This window comes from Paraburkholderia madseniana, from assembly GCF_009690905.1.
GTDB classification, from domain to species: domain Bacteria; phylum Pseudomonadota; class Gammaproteobacteria; order Burkholderiales; family Burkholderiaceae; genus Paraburkholderia; species Paraburkholderia madseniana.
The window spans coordinates 39,181-53,741 of the sequence record NZ_VOSW01000008.1; the positions used below are offsets into that span (position 1 = coordinate 39,181).

11 protein-coding genes are annotated in these 14,561 nt (G+C 62.7%); 2 read left to right on the forward strand and 9 right to left on the reverse strand.

Features of this window, described 5'->3' with window-relative positions; all coding sequences use genetic code 11:
- Window positions 1–88 precede the first annotated feature (88 nt).
- The 7 genes from FSO04_RS06175 to FSO04_RS06205 all read right to left on the reverse strand — a co-directional run bounded on the left by FSO04_RS06175 (window position 89) and on the right by FSO04_RS06205 (window position 8,374).
- Window positions 89–1,396, reverse strand: coding sequence for a solute carrier family 23 protein (locus FSO04_RS06175; protein WP_154558844.1), 1,308 nt, complete (start codon window positions 1,394–1,396; stop codon window positions 89–91).
- A gap of 127 nt (window positions 1,397–1,523) precedes the next feature.
- Window positions 1,524–3,089: a methyl-accepting chemotaxis protein gene (locus FSO04_RS06180; RefSeq protein WP_154558845.1), complete on the reverse strand. Its 1,566-nt coding sequence runs from the start codon at window positions 3,087–3,089 to the stop codon at window positions 1,524–1,526.
- Between the two features lie 429 nt (window positions 3,090–3,518).
- Complete coding sequence (locus tag FSO04_RS06185; protein WP_154558846.1) at window positions 3,519–4,133, reverse strand: DUF2239 family protein; 615 nt, start codon at window positions 4,131–4,133, stop codon at window positions 3,519–3,521.
- A 180-nt stretch (window positions 4,134–4,313) separates the two neighbouring features.
- Complete coding sequence (locus tag FSO04_RS06190; protein WP_154558847.1) at window positions 4,314–5,825, reverse strand: sensor domain-containing diguanylate cyclase; 1,512 nt, start codon at window positions 5,823–5,825, stop codon at window positions 4,314–4,316.
- Between the two features lie 208 nt (window positions 5,826–6,033).
- The gene (locus FSO04_RS06195) at window positions 6,034–6,735 is read right to left on the reverse strand and encodes an NAD(P)H-binding protein (RefSeq protein WP_154558848.1); all 702 of its coding nucleotides are present in this window, start codon (window positions 6,733–6,735) and stop codon (window positions 6,034–6,036) included.
- Window positions 6,736–6,869: 134 nt separating this feature from the next.
- Window positions 6,870–7,745, reverse strand: a complete 876-nt coding sequence (locus FSO04_RS06200; protein WP_154558849.1) for an SDR family NAD(P)-dependent oxidoreductase — start codon at window positions 7,743–7,745, stop codon at window positions 6,870–6,872.
- A gap of 56 nt (window positions 7,746–7,801) precedes the next feature.
- Entirely contained in the window at window positions 7,802–8,374 is a 573-nt protein-coding gene (locus tag FSO04_RS06205) for a TetR/AcrR family transcriptional regulator (protein WP_154558850.1), read from the reverse strand.
- A gap of 464 nt (window positions 8,375–8,838) precedes the next feature.
- Between FSO04_RS06205 and FSO04_RS06210 the strand changes: the two genes are divergently transcribed.
- Entirely contained in the window at window positions 8,839–10,563 is a 1,725-nt protein-coding gene (locus tag FSO04_RS06210; protein ID WP_168435582.1) for a methyl-accepting chemotaxis protein, read from the forward strand.
- 98 nt (window positions 10,564–10,661) lie between these two features.
- Here FSO04_RS06210 and FSO04_RS06215 read toward each other — a convergent pair whose 3' ends face one another.
- Together FSO04_RS06215 and FSO04_RS06220 are read right to left on the reverse strand one after the other, a co-directional pair.
- Window positions 10,662–12,872, reverse strand: coding sequence for a xanthine dehydrogenase family protein molybdopterin-binding subunit (locus FSO04_RS06215; protein ID WP_154558851.1), 2,211 nt, complete (start codon window positions 12,870–12,872; stop codon window positions 10,662–10,664).
- A gap of 2 nt (window positions 12,873–12,874) precedes the next feature.
- Entirely contained in the window at window positions 12,875–13,336 is a 462-nt protein-coding gene (locus tag FSO04_RS06220; RefSeq protein WP_154558852.1) for a (2Fe-2S)-binding protein, read from the reverse strand.
- Between the two features lie 186 nt (window positions 13,337–13,522).
- On the opposite strand from FSO04_RS06220, the gene FSO04_RS06225 reads away from it, so the two are divergent.
- Window positions 13,523–14,467: an AraC family transcriptional regulator gene (locus FSO04_RS06225; RefSeq protein WP_154558853.1), complete on the forward strand. Its 945-nt coding sequence runs from the start codon at window positions 13,523–13,525 to the stop codon at window positions 14,465–14,467.
- The last annotated feature ends 94 nt before the right edge of the window (window positions 14,468–14,561 follow it).

Here is a 14,561-nt window from a genome sequence, read left to right on the forward strand (position 1 = left end):
TAGCAGTCAGCGTTACGACGCGGCGATGGCCTTTCTCTTGATCGCTTGATCTCTCAATCACAAGAGAAAAGGCCGTCGCCCAGGTCAATCAGGCCACCGGTCCCTGCGCCGGCTTCCTTCTCAGAAGCGCGTACAAAATGATCGCGCCGAAGGTCGCGGTACCGATCCCGCCGAGCCCGAACCCACCGAGCTTCAACGAAAAATCCCCAGCGCCAAGCACGAGCGTTACCGCCGCCACGATCAGATTCCGGTTGTCGGAGAAATCGACTTTATTCACGACCCAGATGCGCGCGCCAGTTACCGCGATCAGGCCGAACACAACAATCGACACGCCCCCCAGCACCGGCCCCGGAATGGTCTGAATCACCGCACCGAACTTCGGCGAAAAGCCCAAGACCAGCGCAATCACCGCGGCAATCACAAACACCAGCGTCGAATAGATTTTGGTCACGGCCATCACGCCGATGTTCTCGGCATACGTCGTCACCCCCGTGCCGCCGGCAAAGCCAGACAGAATCGTCGCGAGTCCGTCGCCGATAAATGCACGGCCGACATAACCGTCGAGGTTCTGACCGGTCATCGCGCTCACCGCCTTGATGTGCCCAAGATTCTCAGCAACAAGAATCACCGCAATCGGCGCAAGCAAGGTCATCGCCTGCATGTTGAAAACCGGCGCGGTGAACTGCGGCATACCGAACCATGCAGCGTTCGCCACAATCGCAAAGTCGATCGGCTTGCCCATGCCGAGACCATTCGTGACGATCGCGTAAATCACGTACGCCATCAGCAAACCGACCAGAATCAGCAAACGCTGCAGCATGCCGCGCGCAAACACCGCGACCGCGCCGACGCACAGCACCGTCACCAGCGCCATCCACGAGTCGAAGTTGCTCCCGCTCACGCCATGCACCGCGATCGGCGCGAGATTCAAGCCGATCACGCAGACAATCGCGCCCGTCACCACCGGCGGCATCAGCGTTTCAATCCATCGGGTGCCGACCGCCGACACGATCAGGCCAATGATCGCGTACACCACCCCGCACGCGATGATCCCGCCCAACGCCACCGGAATGTTCATGTTCGGACCGTGGCCGCCATACCCCGTCACCGCGATCACCAGACCGATGAATGAGAAACTCGAACCGAGATAGCTCGGTACGCGCCCACCCACAAGGACGAAGAACAACAACGTGCCGATCCCCGACATGAAGATGCACAGGTTCGGATCGAAGCCCATCAGCAACGGCGCAAGCACGGTGGACCCGAACATCGCGACAACGTGCTGAATACCCATTGCAAACATCTGCGGCCACGCGAGACGCTCGTCGGTGCCGACAATGCGACCCTCGGCAGCGTTCGGCTGGGCGCGCCAGCGTGGGAAATAGGAATCGGCCATGGCGGGGGTTCTCCTCTGTCGGCGTTGTAGTGGACGGCGCCGCGAAACCGCGCCATCTGGGAATTACGCGCGAGTGTACGGAGAGGCACCAGGCCTGGCAAGGGCGGCAAAAAGCGCGCAATGAGCGCTACGCGCGCCGCGCGTCCAGCGAGAACACCGTCACCGCCGCTTGCAACTGCCTGGCCTGATCCGCCATCGACGCCGCCGCGGCCGCCGCCTGCTCGACCAGCGCCGCGTTTTGCTGGGTCACGTCGTCCATCTGCGCGACCGCGCGGTTCACTTCCTCGATGCCGGTGCTCTGCTCCTGCGACGCCGACGAAATCTCACCCATGATGTCGGTCACACGCTTCACCGCATGCGTGACTTCCGCCATCGTCTGACCGGCCCGCTCGGCCAGTTCGGCACCGCTGCCCACACGCGCCGTCGAGCTCTCGATCAGTTCCTTGATCTCCTTGGCGGACACCGCGCTGCGCTGCGCGAGTGAACGCACTTCGCCTGCCACCACCGCGAAGCCGCGGCCCTGCTCACCGGCTCGCGCCGCTTCTACAGCGGCGTTCAGCGCGAGAATGTTGGTCTGGAACGCGATCCCTTCGATCACCGCAATGATGTCGGTCATGCGCTTCGAGCCGGCCGCCAACTGGCGCATCGTTTCGACCACATCGCCGACCAGGCCGCTGCCGCGCGCCGCCACTTCCGACGCGCCATGCGCGACACCACCCGCCTGCTGCGCGTTCTCGGCATTCATCTTCACCGTCGACGTCAATTCCTCCATGCTCGACGCGGTTTCCTGCAATGCGGCAGCCTGCTCTTCCGTGCGTTGCGACAGATCAGTGTTGCCCTGCGCGATCTCGCCCGAGGCCATCAGGATCGACTCGCTCGACTCGCTGATGCCCGAGACGATGCCGGCCAATCGCTCACGCATATTGCTCAGCGCAAACAACATGCTGTGGGTATCGCCCGCACGGGTGTCGACGCGCACGCTCAGGTCGCCGTCGGCGATGCGGTTGGCGATGTGCATCGCGTAATCGGGTTCGCCGCCGAGCTGACGCGCAAGGCGTCGTGCAATCACCGTTGCGAGCAACGTGCCCGCCACGATCGCGCCCAACACCAGCGCGAGCATCACGATGCGCATGTGCTGATAGTCGGCGCTCGCCTCGTGCTGCGCTTCGTTGGCTTGCTGACGGCGATACTCGATCAGCGCCGTGATGCGATCGCGCAGCGCCTCGCTCGACGCAATCGCGCGGCGCACGAGTTCGTTGTTGTCGACGCCGGCCGGAATCGGTTCGAGACCGATCTGCTGATGCACGATGCCCTCCCACACCGCCGACTTGCGCAGCACCTCGTCGAACATCTCCTGACCCTTGGCTGTAGCGATGGTCGCGCGATACTGATCGTAGGCGCCGTGCATCTCCTTGAGCGACGCGACGATGCTGTCCTTCAACTTTTGACGGCCGGCATCGTCGGCGGCGTAGCCGAGATTCGCGGCGGCAAGATCGGAATCGATCTTGTGACGGTTCGCCTCTTCCATCCAGTAGAGGCCGTTCATGTGCTGGTCGCAGATGGCGTCGGTAATGGCATGCGTCGACGACAACGTCTTTAGCGAAGTCCCGCCGATCACGACGCAGAACCCGATCACGACGGCAAACGCCAACAGCAGCTTCCTGAATACGGTCATGCGGTCAAACCACTTCATCTCACCATCCTTCATAAGTCCTAAGGGGACGCTCGCGCCGCTGCGCCATGGCAAAACATTTCGCCATTTTTCAGATACGTGGCGACGCTCCCACCTCTTTTACGGCGTGCGTAACAGAGACTTGATGCGATAAATGGTGGGCATAACCGGGACAGGATGATGTAAGGAATGCCTGGCGCACGGGTCCGGATCGCTACGTCGACGCGCTTTGCATGTCGGCGCAATGATTGGGATTTGTCTGATATATGGGGATGAGCCTAGCTTTTAGACTTTGTTTGTTGCGTTCACCCCCATGAGCGCACGTGATGTTGATGTAACTCTCCGACTTTCCGCTCACGCTCCCCGGCGTGAGCGGCTTTTTTTTGTCCCTATGTTTCGTTGGTCGGCGCACTCGCCAGTGCGTACGGTGCGTTCGATACGCGGTTGAATTTATGGATGCGTAACGAGCGCACCTTGAGCAAGCCGCAGCGTGTGATCGCGCACATCCTCCGGCCATGCCGCGACGATCCCGTCAAAGCGCGTCCGGTCGTCGGCATAGAGCGCGCGTGTCGCATCTTCGTAATCAGGCAGATTGCCCGCGATCGCGGTCATGAAGCGATACACCGCTTCTTGCGCTGCGCGTTTGCGGTCCTTGTCCTCGCCCGCAAGTCGCGCCGCGTCGACCAGTTTGCGCAGCGCGACCGAAGCGCCACCCGATTGCCCATTGAGCCAATCCCAATGACGCGGCAGTAACGTCACCTCTCTCGCCACCACACCGAGCTTGGGCCGGCCGCGGCTGCGCGGGGTGTCGTTTTCCCCGGCGTCAGCGGTTGGTGCGGGTTGTTCGCCGGGCGCCCCGCTTGCCAGCCGCGCCAGAATCTCTTCAGGCGTACCGCGCAAATCAAACTCGACCGGGCGACTCGTGACGTCGTCGAAAACCAGCACGGGCGCCTGTTCACCGCGCGCCAGCACTTCGCGTATGGCGAGCGCCACTTCGGACAAGGAGCCCGAGGCGATGCGGCGGTGCCCCTCGAAGGCGGTGCAGGTTACAGGGTGGGGGGTCATGACAAACTCCAGAAAGATGAATTTGTCGAATTATACCCGGGTATAAATTAAGCGCAACATATTACCCGGGTGAAATTATTCAGAGCAGCGCACGCGATAGGTTCTGCGCCAATCAGCGCTGGCCCGCTGCTCGAACTCGGCGCGGCCCACTAACCGGCACGCCTGTGAAATCGTCTTGCCTCATTGCGCCGGCGACGCCACGGCACTCCGCCGATCCGCCCGCGCCGCCACCGGGTAGCAAAGCACGCGGTTGCGGCCGGCGTCCTTGGCCTCGTAGAGCGCCTCGTCCGCGGCGTTGACGAGTGCGCGGCTCGTCGCGAATACCTGGCGGCCGGTGCAGGCAATGCCGATGCTGATGGTCAGCACATGGTGCGAGCTCGCGACGTGGCGAAGTTCGAGCGCCTGAACCGCGGCGCGAATTTTCTCGGCGATGGCCGTCGCCCCGGTTTCGTCGGTATCTGGCAAGAGCACAGCGAATTCTTCGCCACCATAGCGCGCAGCGGTATCGCCCGGGCGCCGCACGTTCTGCGCGATGCAGCGCGCCACGGCGACGAGCGCATCGTCGCCGGCCGAGTGGCCGTATAGATCGTTGAAGCCTTTGAACGTGTCGACATCGATCAGCAGCATCGACAACGGCCAGTCGTTACGTTGCGCGCGGCGCCACTCCTCTTCCGCATGTTCCTCGAACGTGCGGCGATTGTTCAGGCCGGTCAGCCCGTCGGTACGCGCGAGCACGCGCAACTCTTCTTCGGCCGCGCGGCGCTGCCGCAGTTGCTGCGAGAACAGGAGAGCGAGCGCAATGATCACTACGTCGAGCGCCGCGATCAGCGTACCGATGATCCACGCGCGACGCCGCCACTCCACATAGATATCGCGCGTGGAGAGCGCCACGTCGAGAATCAGCGGATACATATCGATATGGCGGAACGCGTACCAGCGCTCGACACCGTCGATCGCCGCCGTACCGAAGAAGTCCCCGCTCGGCTGCAGAAGGAAGCGTGAGTAGTTCGCGGTGCCGGTCAGGCTCCGGCCGATAATTTTCGGATCGTAGGGGCGCCGCATCAGCATCGTGCCGTCGTTCAGCATCAGCGCCATCGACCCGCCCGCGCCGAGATTCATGCCGGCGAACAGGTGTCTGAAGTAAGTGAGCCGCATCGTGCCGACCACCACGCCGCCGAAGCTGCCGTCCGGCCGCGAGATGCGCCGGCTCAGCGCAATGCTCACGTCCTTACCGTGTACCTTGGGTATGAACGGATGGCTGACATACAGGCCGACATTGGGAGAGTCGCGCTGAACGCGGAAGTATTCACGCTCGGCGAGATTGAACGCGCGCGGAGGCGTGGATTGCGAATCGAAGACGATGTTGCCGGCCGTGTCGAGTACGAGAATCGAACCCAGGTCTTTTGCGCTGGCTGAGCCGTCGAACAGCACCATCTGGCGGATCGCCGGCGGCAAGTCCAGCACGCCGGGTTGTTTCAAGCCTTCAATGACGGCCCGCAGCGACAGATCGTAGATCTCGAGATTGCGCGACACGTCGCGTTCGACCAGCAGCGAAACGTTGAAGACCGAATCCTGCGCGCGCCGCAACGCGTCATCGCGCATCTGCGCCAATACCCACACCGCGATCGCGAGGATCGCGCTGGCCAGCACGATACTGATGGCAATCACGATGTTCGGTCGGCGCGTCACCATGAGCGTTTCATTCGAGCATGCGCTGACCTACACGCGTGGAGGAGTTGGCCGCGTCCGGAAGGCGCGTCCCGTGAAACGGTAGCCTACCAGACGCTGAGGCGCGTCGAATGAGGGAAAAGACAGGTTTTTGGCGGACTAAACGAAATTTTTCGACTACGGCACGCCTCGGGCCACGGGGCGGCGCGCGGACGTCACCCCAGCCGGGCGCTCAGCCCGCGTGCAGATCGAGCGCCGGCTCGGATGCGGCGCGGCTGAGCGCACGGAGATCGGCAACCTCGAGCACCGCTTTGGCGGCGCCATGGCGCGCGACCTCCAACATCGCCAGGCCGATGTCTTCGGTGCTCAGAATGTGGTTGGGAAACAGCGCGCGCAGCGTCGACAGAAGCGGCCTCGCCACCGTATAGAACAACCGGTACGAGCGAGTTTTCGAAACAGCGCCGTTCAGCGGCTCGATCACACCGGGCCGGAACAGGTAGACGGCCTTGAACGGCAGCCGTAGCAGCGCATTCTCCGTCCGGCCCTTGACCCGCGCCCACATGGTACGGCCGTGTTCAGTGCTGTCGGTGCCCGCACCTGACACGTAGACGAAAGTCATCTGCGGATTCAGACGGGCAAGCGTCTGCGCAGCGGCCAACGTCAGGTCGTAGGTAAGGCGCGCATACTCGGCCTCCTGCATGCCTGCCGACGAGACGCCCAGACAGAAAAAGCACGCATCGAAACCCTTCAGCGACTCTTCCACCGCCCGGTAGTCCATCAGGTCCGGCTGAATCAGCTCGTTCAGACGCGGATCGAGCTGGCCGGTGCGGGTGCGGCCAACCGTCTGGACTACCTCGACATCAGGCGCGCGCAGGCATTCGCGCAATACGCCCTGCCCGACCATGCCGGTCGCGCCGAATGTCAGAACCTTCATGATGTGTGCTCCATGATCGCGCCCGGCCAGCGCGCATTGGTCAAACCTTCGGATATGTCCCACAAGCGGGCGGTGACCGCTTTGTCCTGAGCGTGGCGGGCGATCTGAGCGTCGCCCGGCCTCCGCATGCGCGCTCAGGCTTTCGCCGATGCACCCGGAAAGGCCGGCAGCGGCGTTGGCGCGGAGAAATCGATGGCCGCGCTGACTGCTCGCCATGCTTCGGCGGCTGCAGCGCGCGCCTTGTCAGCTTCGCCGGCGAAATGCAACGCATCACTGCCCAGCAAGAGATGCGCCGGCAACGAATCGTGATACGCGAGCTTCAACACCACTTGCGCAACCTTTGCGGGATCGCCGGTTTCCTGGCCGACGTACTGGGACAGCATATCCGTGACGGCGCCGACCGACGGCACATAGTCCGGCAGCAATTCCGGCGCCTCACCCATCGCCCCCGTACCCCACTCCGTTTTCATGCCGCCTGGTTCGAGCGCAGTGACGTGGACGCCGAACGGCGCGAGTTCCTGGCTGATCACCTCAGTGAATCCGCCGACCGCCCACTTCGCGGCCTGATACGCGCTCAAACCCGCGATCCCGACACGGCCACCCACCGACGAAATCTGGATCACGTGGCCGGATCGCTGTTTCCGCAGTACCGGAAGCGCCGCACGCGTGACGTTAACCACACCATAGAAGTTGGTGTCGATCTGCGCACGAAAATCGTCTTCGGTAGTTTGCTCGAACGGCGCCAGATGACCGAAGCCCGCGTTGTTGACGACCACATCGAGCCGGCCGAAAGCATCGACTGCGGCCTGCACCGCCTCGCGCGCCGCGGCCGGATCCGTGACATCCAGCGCAACCGCGCGAACCTGCTCGCCGTAGCGCGTCAGCAGATCGGCCAACTGACGCGGATCGCGTGCCGTAGCAACCACCCGCTCACCGGCACGCAACGCCGTTTCGACAATGTCGCGCCCAAGCCCGCGGGCACTTCCCGTAACCAACCAGACCTTCGACATAATGCGCTCCTTACATTTAATTGAGCATGTACGCGCTCATTAATAAGACAAAAAATTTAGTTCTGGGCAATCGCGTGCCAGAACGCCTCAAAGCCGGCCTTGCGATAACGGTCGGTATTGGCCGGTTCGCGAGCGATGAAATCCATGGTGGTTTCGGCCAACGCCGCCATGATTGCCGACAGGAAAGCCGGCGGATGATCACGCAACGCGCCGCTCGCCACGCTTGCCTGAATCATTGCGTTGATGTCTGCGAAGGACTCCATGCCAGTTGCACGCGTGCAGTCGGTCAGACGCTCCGACACGAACAGTTGTGCCATTGCCCGGCGTTTTTGCGGTTGCGCCACGCCCCAGTCGACAAACCTGTTCCACACGTGCTGGACGCGCACGCGCACGCTGGCTTGCGTCGGATAGGTCGTCATCATCACTTCGCGCAGCTCCGCCTTGATGTCCAGGTAGAGCTGGTTCAGCAGCTCGTCCTTGTTGTCGAAGTACGTGAACAGCGTTCCTTCAGCCACGCCCGCGACTTTTGCGATGCGCGCGGTGGGCGCGGCCAAACCCTGCTCGGCAATCACCTCAGTTGCAGCGCCAAGGATGGCGTTGCGTTTGTCTTCGCTTTTCGGACGGGCCATACGGTTCGCTTCGACTACAAACAATCAATGAGTGATTGCTCAATCATATCCGCAGGTGATCTCTTGTTCAAGCCATTTTCTATTGCCTGATGCTGGCCAGCAGGTCATTGGCTCGGACACACGCCGGAAAATGAAATGAATATGTAAGATTCATGTTTTCATCATGCGCCTAAATATATTCAAATCAACAAAAAATGATGCGTTCTTCGCGCATCGTACGCAAGCTTAGTAGAGAAATACCCGAGATTTCTTAAGTCTGTAAGAATCCGATCCGATAACCAGTAAATGGGATACCGATTTATTGCCGGACGTTCGACGCACTCGCGGGATGCGTCTTAGGGAAGGCACGAGGGGTAAACCGCGCGGGGCTGCCACGATGGTCGGCAGTCAGATAGACGCTCCCATGCCCGGACCTGAGAGTCCATTGCGAACACTTCAACGTTTCGTTATTGGAGAAAAAAATCGTGACACTCAAGAACCTCACCATCAAGACCAAACTCATTGCCGGCTTCGGCATGCTGTCTCTCATTGTCGTCGCGGTTTCCGGCCTTTCCCTGAAGGCGCTGAGCGATTCGACCGAGGGGTTTTCCAACTTCGTCCACGGCATCAACGCACGCGCCGATATGGCGGTGCAGGTTCGAACCGCCGTGGACCGCCGAGCGATCGCGGCGCGCAACCTTGTGCTCGTGAGCAAACCCCAGGATCTCGAAGTAGAGAAAGCCGACGTGACGCGCGCTCACGAAGACGTGCAAACCGACCTGAAAAAGCTCAACGACATGATCGCTAGCGCGACCGATACGTCGGAGAAAGCACGCAGTCTCGTCGCCGAGATCAATCGGGTCGAAGCGGCTTATGGTCCGGTTGCCCTCAACATCGTCAATCTCGCGCTCACCAACAAGCGGGACGAAGCGATCGTCGAGATGGACGAGCATTGCCGGCCGCTGCTCGCCGCGCTGATTCGCGCGACCAACGCGTATGCCGACTACACGCGCTCACGCCAGGAACAACTGGTCAACGAGTACACGGCGCATTACGAAAACCAGCGCAATCTGCTGATCGCGATCTGCCTTATCGCGCTGGGGCTCGCCGTCGGCGCATGCGTGGTGATCACGCGTGCAGTGACGGGGCCGCTGCGTTTTGCGATCGACGTCGCGCGTACGGTGTCGGAAGGCGATCTGCGCACGCGCATCACGGTCGAGGGCAGCGACGAAACCAGCAAACTGCTGACCGCCCTGCGCGAGATGAATGAACGGCTAACGGTGACCGTCGGACGAGTGCGCGACAGCAGCACCAGCATCGCCGGCGCGGCACGTCAGATCGCGGCGGGCAATATGGACCTGAGCCAGCGTACCGAGCAGCAGGCTGCTTCGTTGCAGGAAACCGCTTCCAGCATGGAAGAACTCACCTCCACGGTTAAGCAGAACGCGGACAACGCGCAGCAAGGCAGCATGCTGGCTGCGAATGCATCGTCGGTGGCACAAAAGGGTAGCGAGGTCGTCGGGCAGGTGGTGAACACGATGCACGACATCAGCGACAGCTCGACGAAGATCGCGGACATCACGGGCATCATCGAAGGCATAGCGTTCCAGACGAACATCCTCGCGCTGAACGCGGCGGTCGAAGCCGCGCGTGCGGGCGAACAGGGGCGGGGTTTCGCGGTAGTGGCGAGCGAAGTCAGAAGCCTGGCTCAACGTTCGTCGAGTGCTGCCAAGGAGATCAAGGACCTGATCGCCACCTCCGTGGACAAGATCCGCGACGGGTCCGCGCTTGCCGGCGAGGCGGGCAAGACGATGACTGAAGTGACTCAGGCAGTCGCACGAGTCACGGACATCATGTCGGAGATCGCAGCGGCCTCGACCGAACAAAGCCGTGGGATCGAGCAGGTCAATCTTGCGATTACGCAGATGGACAACGTCACGCAGCAGAATGCGGCTTTGGTGGAAGAGGCTGCAGCGGCTTCGCGGTCGATGGAAGACCAGGGGGAACAGTTGACTGACGCCGTGGCGTTTTTTCAGGTGAAGGATGCGGCGGCTGCGGTAGCGGCGGCTCCTGCTCGGCGCGAGGCGCCGCGGCGCGAGGTGGCGGCTGCTGTTGCGGTTGCTCCGAAACGCGTTGCACGGGCTACGGCCGTTGCGCCGGTTAATGCACTTGCTACTGCGGCTGTAGATGACGGGTGGGATAAGTTCTGATCGGATCGTTCTGATTCGGGAAAGCGCCACGCTCCCGCATGACAAGCACGCGGGAGCGCAGTTAATCACGACGCTGCGCGTCGTCTTAGGTCAGCCCGTCAGGCGGTCTTTTCCGAAGCGGCAGGAAACGGCAGCGAGTGAATCCGCCTGCCGGTGGCCGCGAAGATCGCGTTCGCGACCGCCGGCCCGACCGGTGCGACACCCGGCTCGCCGACACCCGTCGGCGCTTCGCCCGACTGAACGATATGCACCTCGACCTTGGGCATCTCCGCGAACCGCAGCACCTGGTAGCCGTCGAAGTTGTTCTGCTCGACCTTGCCGTCCTTCAGCGTGATCGCGCTGTGCAACGCCGCGCCGAGACCGAAGCCGATGCCGCCTTCCATCTGTGCGGCGATGACGTCGGGATTGATCGGCGTGCCGCAATCCACTGCACAGACGACGCGCTCCACTTTCACGTTACCGTCCTTGTCGACGGAGACTTCCGCGACTTGCGCGACGTACGTCTTGAACGCCTCGGCTACCGCGATGCCGCGCCCGCGGCCTTTGGGCAACGGTTTCGCCGGATCCCAGCCCGCTTTCTGGGCGGCGAGTTCGAGCACGCCCCGCATGCGCGGTTCATGTGCGAGCAGATCGCGGCGGAAGACGAACGGGTCCTTTCTCGCGGCGTGCGCGGCTTCGTCGATGAATGCCTCGACCGCGAATGCCGTATGCGAGCTGCCGACCACCCGCCACCACAACACGGGCACGCCGGTCTGCGTGGTCGTCAGTTCAACCGAGATGTTCGGAATCGCGTAGGCCACGTTAGCGGCCCCCTCGACGGACGTCCCGTCGATCCCGTTCTTGACCATCACGCTGGCGAACGGCGTGCCGGCAAGAATCGACTGACCGACGATGCGATGCCGCCAGCCGACGAGCTTGCCGTCGGCGCTCAGGCCCGCGTCGAGCTTGTGGAAGTACATCGGCCGGTAGAGGCCGCCGTGGATGTCGTCCTCGCGGGTCCACTGCAGCTTGACCGGCGTGCCGTTCGCGCCCAGCGCCTTCGCGATCGACACGGCCTCGACGATATAGTCCGACTGGGTGTTCGCGCGTCTGCCGAAGCTTCCACCCGCATACAGCGTGTGGATCTTTACCTGCTGCGGATCGAGCCCCGCCGTATGTGCGGCGTTGGCCTGGTCGATGGTCTGAAACTGGTCGCCGGCCCAGATTTCGCAACTGTCAGCGGTGAGTTTGACAACCGCGTCGAGCGGTTCCATCGGCGCGTGAGCGAGATACGGGAACGCATAGCTGCCGGAGATTTTTTTCACCGCGCCTGCGAGCGCCTTCGTCGCATCACCGTCTTTTCGGGCGGACATACCGGGCTGCTCGGCGAGCTGCCGGTATTCAGCCATGATCGCGTCCGAGCTGCGCTTTTCGGCCTTTGAATCGTCCCATTCGACCTTCAACGCATCGCGGCCCTGCTTCGCCGCCCAGAAACCCTTCGCGACCACCGCGACGCCACCCGGCACTTGCACGACCGAGACGACGCCGGGCACCGCTGTCGCGGCCGACGCATCGAACGACTTGACCGTCGCGCCGAAGAGCGGCGGACGCTGCAGCAGTGCGACCAGCATGCCTGGGAATGTCACGTCGAGCGTGAACTGCGCAGTACCGTTGGTTTTCGGCGGCACGTCGACGCGCGGCAGTTGACGGCCGATCAAACGAAAATCCTTCGGCGACTTGAGCGTGACCGTGTCCGGCACCGGCAAGCGGGCCGCGGCCGACGCGAGCGAACCGTAGGTCGCGGTCCGGTTCGTGGCCGCGTGATGAACGCTGCCGTCGCGCGTCGTCAGCTCGGAGGCGGGCACCTGCCACTGCGCAGCGGCGGCCGAGACCAGCATTGCGCGCGCTTTCGCGCCGGCTTCGCGCAATTGCATCCACGAGTTGGCCATCGCCGAACTGCCGCCCGTGCCCTGGATCGTGCCGAACGCGAGATTCGCATAGCGCTTCGCATCGGCGGGCGCGCTTTCGACACGCACGTCCTGCCAGTTCGCATCCAGCTCTTCCGCGACGATCGTCGCGATGCCGGTGTACGCGCCCTGGCCCATCTCGACATGCTTCGCGATGACCGTGACGCTGTTGTCGGGCGCGACGCGCAGGAATGCATTGGGTGCGAACGTCGCCTCGGGCATCGTGGCGGCGAGCGCGCGGCGGCCCGTGCCCGCCCATTCGAAGCCGATGGTGAGACCGACTGCCGCGAAGGCGCCGGCTGCTTTCAGGAAGGTTCGGCGCGACGGGCGTACCGCATCCGTGAGATCGAGATCGGTCGTCATGGTCAGGCCTTCAGGGTGGCGGCGGCTTCGTGGATGGCCGCGCGAATGCGGGTGTAGGTCGCACAGCGGCAGAGATTGCCGTTCATTGCGGCGTCAATGTCGGCGTCAGTGGGCGTCGCGTTATGTTCGAGCAAGGCTGTCGCGGACATGATCTGTCCGGACTGACAGTAGCCGCACTGCGGCACCTGAAGCTTGACCCATGCGGCCTGAATGGCTTTTGCGGGCCGGCTTTCAATGCCTTCGATAGTCGTGATGCGCTTGCCCGCGATAGCCGCAAGCGGCAGCACGCACGAGCGGGTGGCCTCGCCTTCCAGATGAACCGTGCAGGCGCCGCATTGCGCCATGCCGCAGCCGAACTTCGTGCCGTGCAGGCCCGCGTCCTCGCGGATCGCCCAGAGGAGCGGCGTGGTGGGATCGGCATCGAACGTAACGTTCTTGCCGTTGAGGACAAACGATGTAGACATGGAACCTCTCCGTGGGGAAAGCCCGGACTTGGCGCCGGGTGTACGCGGCAGTGTGTACCGACTGCCTGCTGTTGCGCTTACACAATCCTGCAAATTTATTGAACAATGCTGCAAATCCAGCAGGCCAGCCGCGCTTGCCCGGCAGCGGTTGGGTATGCTCGATTCCGTCCACGGATTTTCATGCGCATGAAACAGCATTCCTCCCGGCCCGATCCTTCGGCGGCACGCGAAACCGCGCGCCGCGAACTCGCCGCGCTCATCAGCCGCTTCGCGCCGACGGACGGCACCCATCAGACGGCGATCCCGTCGCTCACGTTCTATCGCTACTCGCAGCCCGTGGATCTCGGTTGCGGCGTGACGAACTCCGCATTCGTGTTCGCGGCGCAGGGCGCCAAGCGGGTCATGGTCGCGGGGCAGGCGTACGTCTACGATCATCTGCATTGCCTCGTGACGTCCGTCGATCTGCCAGTGATGTCGCGGGTGACGCGGGCGTCGCCCGACGCGCCTTATCTGTGTGTGAAGTTCTCGCTCGATCCGCAGCGGATCGTCGAACTGGCGACGCAACTGCGTCTGCCTGAACCGGATGCCGCGTCGGCAGGCGAAGGCATCGCTGTGGCCACGCTGTCGGCACCGGTTTTCGATGCTGCGCTGCGACTTGTACGATTGCTCGATACTCCGGGTGACATTCCCGTACTCGCACCGCTCATCGAAAAGGAATTGCTCTACCGGCTGATGACGAGCGAGCAAGGGAAACGGCTGCGGCAGGTCGCGGTAAACGGGAGTCAGACGTACCGGATCGCGCGGGCAATCGAGTGGATCCAGAATCACTACACCGAGCTTTTGCGGATGGAGACGCTGGCACAGGCGGTGAACATGAGCGTGTCGTCGCTCCATCATCACTTCAAGAACGTCACGACACTGACTCCGCTGCAGTATCAGAAGCAACTGCGGCTACATGAGGCGCGCAGATTGCTGCTGCGGCATAGCGGAGATGTCGGGTCGGTTGCGGTCCGGGTCGGGTATGAGAGCCCTTCGCAGTTCAGTCGCGAATATAGCCGGCACTTCGGCGCGCCGCCGCTTCGCGACATCGCGCAGTTGAGGCGTTTGGATGGGGTGGAGTTTCGGGAGTAGGGGCAAGTCGCATGCGCGACATCTCCCTTTGAAGGCGATGGAGGCGATTGGACTTCGTTAGAAACAGAAAACCCCGCGAACCTTTCGGCTGCGG

Excerpts from the sequence above, each read along its gene's own strand:
- FSO04_RS06175 (WP_154558844.1), bottom strand. The coding sequence starts at position 1,396 with ATGGCCGATTCCTATTTCCCACGCTGGCGCGCCCAGCCGAACGCTGCC.
- FSO04_RS06180 (WP_154558845.1), bottom strand. The coding sequence starts at position 3,089 with ATGAAGTGGTTTGACCGCATGACCGTATTCAGGAAGCTGCTGTTGGCG.
- FSO04_RS06185 (WP_154558846.1), bottom strand. The coding sequence starts at position 4,133 with ATGACCCCCCACCCTGTAACCTGCACCGCCTTCGAGGGGCACCGCCGC.
- FSO04_RS06190 (WP_154558847.1), bottom strand. The coding sequence starts at position 5,825 with ATGGTGACGCGCCGACCGAACATCGTGATTGCCATCAGTATCGTGCTG.
- FSO04_RS06195 (WP_154558848.1), bottom strand. The coding sequence starts at position 6,735 with ATGAAGGTTCTGACATTCGGCGCGACCGGCATGGTCGGGCAGGGCGTA.
- FSO04_RS06200 (WP_154558849.1), bottom strand. The coding sequence starts at position 7,745 with ATGTCGAAGGTCTGGTTGGTTACGGGAAGTGCCCGCGGGCTTGGGCGC.
- FSO04_RS06205 (WP_154558850.1), bottom strand. The coding sequence starts at position 8,374 with ATGGCCCGTCCGAAAAGCGAAGACAAACGCAACGCCATCCTTGGCGCT.
- FSO04_RS06215 (WP_154558851.1), bottom strand. The coding sequence starts at position 12,872 with ATGACGACCGATCTCGATCTCACGGATGCGGTACGCCCGTCGCGCCGA.
- FSO04_RS06220 (WP_154558852.1), bottom strand. The coding sequence starts at position 13,336 with ATGTCTACATCGTTTGTCCTCAACGGCAAGAACGTTACGTTCGATGCC.
- FSO04_RS06225 (WP_154558853.1), top strand. The coding sequence starts at position 13,523 with ATGAAACAGCATTCCTCCCGGCCCGATCCTTCGGCGGCACGCGAAACC.